General features: G+C 73.7%; 6 protein-coding genes. 5 read left to right on the top strand and 1 reads right to left on the bottom strand.

What is annotated here, in order from left to right:
- On the bottom strand, positions 1–1,767 hold a 1,767-nt coding region (locus tag E5N76_RS24420), incomplete at its 3' end, for a S1 family peptidase (RefSeq protein ID WP_149540052.1).
- 383 nt (positions 1,768–2,150) lie between these two features.
- Here E5N76_RS24420 and E5N76_RS29800 point away from each other — a divergent pair.
- The 5 genes from E5N76_RS29800 to E5N76_RS24395 all read left to right on the top strand — a co-directional run bounded on the left by E5N76_RS29800 (position 2,151) and on the right by E5N76_RS24395 (position 6,703).
- Positions 2,151–2,609, top strand: coding sequence for a hypothetical protein (locus E5N76_RS29800; RefSeq protein ID WP_187830366.1), 459 nt, complete (start codon positions 2,151–2,153; stop codon positions 2,607–2,609).
- A gap of 80 nt (positions 2,610–2,689) precedes the next feature.
- The gene (locus tag E5N76_RS24410; protein WP_149540048.1) at positions 2,690–3,133 is read left to right on the top strand and encodes an OmpA family protein; all 444 of its coding nucleotides are present in this window, start codon (positions 2,690–2,692) and stop codon (positions 3,131–3,133) included.
- A 31-nt stretch (positions 3,134–3,164) separates the two neighbouring features.
- A complete protein-coding gene (locus E5N76_RS24405) occupies positions 3,165–3,887 on the top strand; it encodes a hypothetical protein (protein ID WP_149540046.1) in 723 nt (240 codons plus the stop codon).
- Between the two features lie 126 nt (positions 3,888–4,013).
- Complete coding sequence (locus E5N76_RS24400; protein WP_149540044.1) at positions 4,014–4,550, top strand: hypothetical protein; 537 nt, start codon at positions 4,014–4,016, stop codon at positions 4,548–4,550.
- Between the two features lie 428 nt (positions 4,551–4,978).
- Positions 4,979–6,703 (top strand): GMC family oxidoreductase, encoded by a 1,725-nt coding sequence (locus E5N76_RS24395; protein ID WP_207792101.1) that lies wholly within the window; start codon positions 4,979–4,981, stop codon positions 6,701–6,703.
- The last annotated feature ends 25 nt before the right edge of the window (positions 6,704–6,728 follow it).

The raw sequence follows: 6,728 nt of genomic DNA, 5'->3' as shown, positions 1-6,728 counted from the left end.
CGGCGGCGCCCCGGCCCCCGGCGCGGCCGCCCCTGGTGCGGGCGCGGCGCCCGGCGCAGGTGCCGCCCCAGGTGCCGGCGGCGTGCCGCCCCCTTGGCCCCCCTGGCCCCCACCGCCCGGCGCCGCCGCCGGCTGCGGCCGGCAGGCATCCGTCAGCAAGGTCACCGGCAGGCTGTTGCCGCGCAGGAATTCCGCCAGGCTGTCCGCTTTCTGGGCGTAGCTGATGGTCACCGGCATGCGCTCCGAGGAGCGGCCGAAGGTGTTCACCCCGACCACCCGGCCGCAGCCATCCACCAGCGGCCCGCCGGAGGACCCCGGCGAAATCTGCGCCGAATGCGGCAGCGCCTGCAGCCCGGAGGGGAAGGGCTGCACCGCGTTGATCCGGCCATCCGAAAGAATGGGCTGCAGGTTGGCCAGCGCCGAGGCGTCGCCGCGCATGATGCCCTGATAGGCCACGTCGGCCGAGGAGACGAGCGCCGGGAAGCCGGCGGCGATCACCTCGTCCAGCCGGGCGGCGACGCTGGTGAGGGCGAGCGGCTGCACCTGCTGCGCCGGCACCCGCAGCACGGCGAAATCCGGGTTGCCCACTTCCGAATCCGGCGTGGAGGCCTGGAGCTGGGCCGGCACCACCCGGCCAAGGGCACGGTTGGCGACGGTGATCTCGCCGCCGGATTCCACCACATGCCGGTTGGTGACGATCAGCTCCGGCGTGACGAAGAAGCCGGAGCCGGTGCCGCGGGATTGCTCGCTGCGGACCATGACGAGCACCACCGCCTGGTCCAGCAGGTCGGCCAGCCGCCCCTCGAAGCGCGGCGCGTTCGGCGCCGGCGGCGGCAGGGCGGCGGGCGGCACCGGCGCGGCGCGGTCGGGGCCGAGCCGCGGCTCGCCCGGCGTCGCCAGGCACATATTGCCTTCCAGCGCGCCGCGGGCATCGGCGATGCGGCGCTCCAGCGCCTCGTTCTGCTGGCGCTGCAGGTCGATGGCGCGGCGCAGCTCGGCCTCGTCCTGCACCACCCGGGCGACGTTGTTCCGTGCCGCCAACTGCTCCTGCACGATGCGGGCGCCGATCCAGATGCCGAGGGCGAGGAAGATGGCGGCGATGGCGATGCCGGCGGGCAGCAGGAAGCGGTTGCCGGGATTGCCCGGCGCAGGCGGCACCGGGCGCGGCGGCGGGGCGGCGGCGGTGCTGGCGGCAGCAGCGGCGGGTGCCGGGGCCGCCACCGGGGCGGGCGGCGCGGCAGCCTCGGGCGAAGGCGGCGGGGCGGCGGCCGCCGGCGGGGCCGGTAGAAAACTGCCGAGGCCGGCCCGCATGGCCTGTTCCAGCGCCTGCGGCGTCTCCGCCAGGCCCGGCCGGCCGAGGCCCCATTCCGTCAGCACCGGCTGGCCGCCGACGACATAGACCGAGCCCGGCTCCGGCCCCACCAGCGCGCGCCGCAGCCAGTTCCCCACCTCGGCATCGGCCAGCAGCGGCTGCAGCCGGGCGAGCAGCCGGCGCAGCCGCTCCTCCGCCGCCTGGCGCGCCGCGGCATCGAGGCTGGCCAGCGGCACGATCTCGCCGGGCAGCGGCGTCAGCCATTCCACGCTGCCATCGGCGCTGCCATTGCCGAGCGTGACGACGGGGGTGGCGAAGAGCGACGCGGCCTCCGCGCCGGCAAGGTTGGCGAGCTGCGCCGCGATGCGCGCATGCTCGTCATGCACGCTGCCGCGGCCGAGGCGGAAAGGAACGCGGCCGTTGAGCCCGGTGCGGGCAAGGCGACGGTCAGCCATTTCTCGGCGCGGCTCCTGGCAGCGAGGGCACTCACGAAAATGCGAGGCAACGCCAGGGGAAACCCCCCGCGCCCCGCTTGCGCGAGTGTAGCCTCCTTCTCCGGGGCCGTGCAGTCTGCCTCCGAAATAAGGCGAGATGGCGATACGATGATGACGACGCCGGCGAAGCCCCGGCCGCGGCAGGCGCGCGCCTTGCTGCCGTCATGGCCTTGCTGCCGTCATATTTGTGTCGGCAGAGGCATCGCGCGATGATCGATGCGGCGGCGGCGCCGTTCACGCAGATGCGAAACATGTCTGCGGCGAAATCAGCCATGGCGGGCGGGGCCGATCTGGCGCCGGCCGCCGATGTCGAGCAGCCTGCCGCCGGAGAAGGAGAGAGCGGCATGCAGGCACGGACCGTGACCGGAGGCGGCGTGGCGGGCAGGGCGATGGCCGGCATCGCCGCCGGGCTGCTGGCGCTCCTCGCCACCCTGGCGGCGGCGCGAGCGCAGCCGCAGGCGGATGGGCCGAAGCCGAGCGACCTGCAGATGCCCGCGCCGCGCCCGCTGGGGCCGGCGCCGCGCCGGCCGGCCGCGGCGCCGCAGGCCGCCTCGCCCCAGGCCACGCCGCGCCCCCCGCTGGCCCCGGCCACCACGGCGGGCGAGGACCCGGCCGCCGCCGCCGCGGGCGATGCCATGCTGCCGCCCGCCCTGCGGGATATCCGCGACGCCCAGCCGCCGAATCCGGAGCTGATCGCGCGCCAGGCCGGGCTGCGGCTGCGGCGCGGCCAGCCGGTGGATCTGCGCGGCACCGGCAGGCCGCCCTCCGCGGCGGAATTCGGCGAATTGCTGGCGCCGCGTTGAAGCCCCCTTCACCTTCCGCCCCCACCCTCCGCCCGGAGGGGTTGACCAGAGGGGCTGACCGAGACGGACCGACCGAGACGATGACGCTTCCGCGACGCTTCCTGCTGCTGGCCGCCCTCCTGCTGGCCGGCTGCCAGCGCCAGGTGCAGCCGGTGCCCGCCCCGCCGCTGCCCAGCGCCGAGACCAGCGTGGTGCTACGCACCAATTTCGGCTTCAACTCCTACCGCCTGCCGCCGGGCGCGGCGGCGGAGCTGGATGCGCTGGCCCAGGCGATGACCACCGACCCAAGGCTGCAATCCGCGCAATTCGAGATCAACGGCCATACCGACGTGACCGGTCGTCTCGGCTACAATATGGGCCTTTCCATGCTGCGGGCCGGGGCGGTGGTGGATGCGCTGATCGCCCGCGGCGTCCCTGCCGCGCGGCTCAGGCCGCAGGGCTTCGGGCCGCTGCAATTGCTGGATGCCAATGATCCGCGCAGCGGCGCGAACCGCCGGGTGGAAGTGGTGGCGCACCCGATGTGAGGGCGCGCGGGATGACGGGAAGGGGGATGGGATGGGCCTGATGCGTTGCTGGGGGCGGGGCCGCGCGGCGCTGCTCGCCGCGCTGCTGCTGCTGGTCTCCGCCTGTGCGCAGACCGGGACGATGGAGCCCGGCCTCTCGCTGCAGCAGACGGCGCTGCGCCAGGGCGTCGGCCAGCAGCAGGATGTGGACTACACGCCGCGCGTCCGCACTGGGGAGACGATGCTGGAAGGCGGCGTGCTCGGCGCGCTGCTCGGCGCCGGGCTGGGCGCACTGGCGGGTGGCGGGCGCGGTGCCGCGATCGGCGCCGGCGCCGGCGCGGCGGTGGGGGCGGGCGGCGGCTATCTGGTGGCGCAGAACGCGCAGACCCAGGCGAACCGGGAGGCGGCGCTGCGCGCCCAGATCGACCGTGCCAATGCCGACGCGCGGAAATTCCAGGGCTACGCCTATGCCGCCAACCAGGTGGCGGCGGAGGCGCGGCAGCGCATCGCGGCGCTGAATGCGCGCTACCGCGCCGGCCAGATCACCGCGGCGCAATTCCGGGAGGAGACCTCGGTCTATCAGCGCGACCTCGCGGCGATGCGGGAGCTCATCTCGGATGGCGGCCGGGTGCAGGGCGGCATGGGCGCGGCGACGGGGGAGAGCGGCGGCTTCGTCCCGCCGGCCCGGGCGGTCGGCGGCTCGGTGGCGGAGATGGACCGGGCGGCGGCGGATCTCGCCCGCTCCCTGGCCGCCGTGCCGGGCAGCAGCATCTGATACTCCCCGCGACACCGCTGCGCGGCGGCAGGGGGCCCCGGGATGGCGGCTTTCTCCGGGCCTCGCACGGCCTGCCGCGGCAAAGCCGCGACGGGCACCGGGCAGCGCCGGTTGCTGGCGGGCGTGATGAGGGACCAGAGGGAGACGATGATGCGCCAGGCGATGCGGTTGGGGACGGGGTGCGGCGTGGCGGCGCTGCTGGCGCTGGGGGGCTGCGCACCCATGGGCAATTGCGATCCCACCCAGACCACCTTCATCAGCGGCATCGCCTGCTCCGCCGGCGGCGGCTACCAGCAGCGGCAGGAGCAGCTTTCCAACGAGGGCGCCATCGCCCGCGGCCGCGCCGCCCAGGCGCAGCAGGATGCGGCGGCGGCGGAGCGCCAGGCGGAGGCGATGCGCGCCGGCGCCCGCGCGGCGGAGCAGCGGGTGCGGCAGCAGGATGCGGAGCTCGCCCGCATGCGCCGGCAGTTGCAGGAGCTGCGCGCCCAGCGCGGCACGGCGATGGATGCGGCGCAGCGCGACCGCATGCGCCAGGCCGAGGCCGATCTGCGCGAGGCGGAGCGCCGCCGTGCCGCCGCCGCCACCGACCCGGCCGAGGCGGAGCGCCGCGAGCAGGCGATGCGCCGGGCGCGGCAGAACATCGACGAGCTGATCGGCTTCTGAGCGCCGCCGCATCCGGGCGAAGGGCGCTGCCAGGCCGGCTGCGGCGGAGGATACCGTCATCCGGGGGCGGCAAAAGCGCGGCGTTCCGTCCCCGGCGCGCCATGCGCGCCCGGCCCCGTGGGGCGCATCCCGAGCCGCGGGTTCTCGCGCCAGGGCCAGGGCCGCGCGAAGCGTGGTGCGGCGCCGTCATCCTGGCCACGACCACCGGGCCGGCCCGCGCGATTGGCCGCCTCCGATGGTGCCGAGCTGCCTCGGGGCGCGCTCCACCGCGGCCGCGGCAGGCCCCTTCCGCCAATGGCGCCGGCGCAGCCGCCGCTCCATCGCCGCCGCTCCATCGCCATGGAAATCCGCCCCGGGTGATTCCACCGGCGCGGATATTGCTCTAGCCTCGCCCCAAGGCCGCAAGCGGCCCCTGGGGGGAAAGAACCGTGATCTACGACTACATCATCATCGGCGGCGGTTCCGCCGGCTCCGTCCTCGCCAACCGCCTCTCCGCGCGCTCCGCCAACCGCGTGCTGCTGCTGGAAGCGGGGCAGGACACGCCGCCCGGCCAGGTGCCGAAGGAGATCGAGGACACCTATCCCGGCACCGTCTATTTCGACCCGCGCTTCCACTGGACCGAGCTGAAGGTCCACACCCAGATCGTCTCCCACAACAACCCCAACGCCGAACGCCCGCCGCTGCGGAAATACGAGCAGGCGCGGGTGCTGGGCGGCGGCTCCTCCATCAACGGCCAGATGGCCAATCGCGGCGCCCCCACCGATTACGACGAATGGGCGGCGCGCGGCGCCGAGGGCTGGTCCTGGGACAAGGTCCTGCCCTATTTCAAGAAGGTCGAGCGCGACCTCGACTTCGACAATGAATGGCATGGCCAGGAAGGCCGCATCCCCGTCCGCCGCATCCCGCAGGAGCATTGGAACCCGCACGCCAAGGCGGCGGCGGAGGCGTTCAAGCTGGCCGGCTTCAAATACCTGCCGGACCAGAATGGCGAATTCACCGATGGCTACTTCCCCATCACCATCTCCAATGCCGAGGAGAAGCGCGTCTCCGCCGCCATCGGCTATCTGGACATGGCGGTGCGGGGGCGGAGCAACCTGACCATCTCCACCAATACCCAGGCCAAGGCCCTGCTCTTCGAGGGCACGCGCTGCGTCGGCGTGACGGCGGTGGTGAAGGGGCAGGAACAGGAATTCCGCGGCCACGAGACCATCCTCTCCTGCGGCGCCATCCACAGCCCGGCGCATCTGCTGCGGGCCGGCATCGGCCCGGTGGGGCAGTTGCGGGATCTCGGCATTCCCGTGCTCTCGGCCCTGCCCGGGGTGGGGCAGCGGCTGATGGACCACCCCTCCATCTCGCTCTCCTCCTTCATCCGCAAGCGGGCCAGGCTGCGGGACAGCGACCCGACGCGGCGGCATATCCTGGTCGGGCTGCGCTACTCCTCGCAGATCGGCGGGGCGCCACCGGGCGACATGTTCGTGGCGGTGGCGAGCAAATCCGCCTGGCATGCGGTCGGCGTGCAGATCGCCTCCATGTTGGCCTTCGTGAACAAGACCTATTCGGAAAGCGGCCAGGTCCGCCTCGCCTCCACCGATTGGCGGGAGGAGCCGGTGGTGGAGTTCAACCTGCTCTCCGACCGCCGCGACCTCGAGCGGCTGATGGCCTGCTTCAAGATGCTGGCGGCGATGCAGTTGAGCGCCCCGCTGGCGGCGGTGACCAGCGACCCCTTCCCCGCCAGCTACAGCGACAAGGTGCGCCAGATCGGCGTGGTGAACGAGACCAATCGCTGGCTGACCCGCGGCATCGCGACGCTGCTGGACGGGCCGGCGGCGCTGCGCCGCTGGCTGATCGAGCGCTATGTGGTGGAGGGCTTCACCTTCCAGCAGGTGATGCAGGATGACGAGGCGCTGGAGGCCTTCATCCGCAAGGCGACGATCGGCGTCTGGCACGCCTCCTGCTCCTGCCGCATGGGGCGGGAGGAGGATCCGATGAGCGTCGTCGATACCTCCGGCCGGGTGAAGGGCGTGGGCGGGCTGCGGGTGGTGGATGCCTCCGTCTTCCCGGTGGTGCCCTGCGCCAACACCAATTTCCCGGTGCTGATGACGGCGGAGAAGATCGCGGACGCGATCCTGGCGGAGAGCCGGGTGATGGTGTGAGGGGGCACCCTCACCCTTATCGACA

Origin of the sequence: Siccirubricoccus phaeus (genome assembly GCF_008360935.1) — a bacterium.
Taxonomy (GTDB): domain Bacteria; phylum Pseudomonadota; class Alphaproteobacteria; order Acetobacterales; family Acetobacteraceae; genus Siccirubricoccus; species Siccirubricoccus phaeus.
Note: the sequence above shows the minus strand (reverse complement) of the source record. Positions and strands in the feature narration are given on the sequence as shown.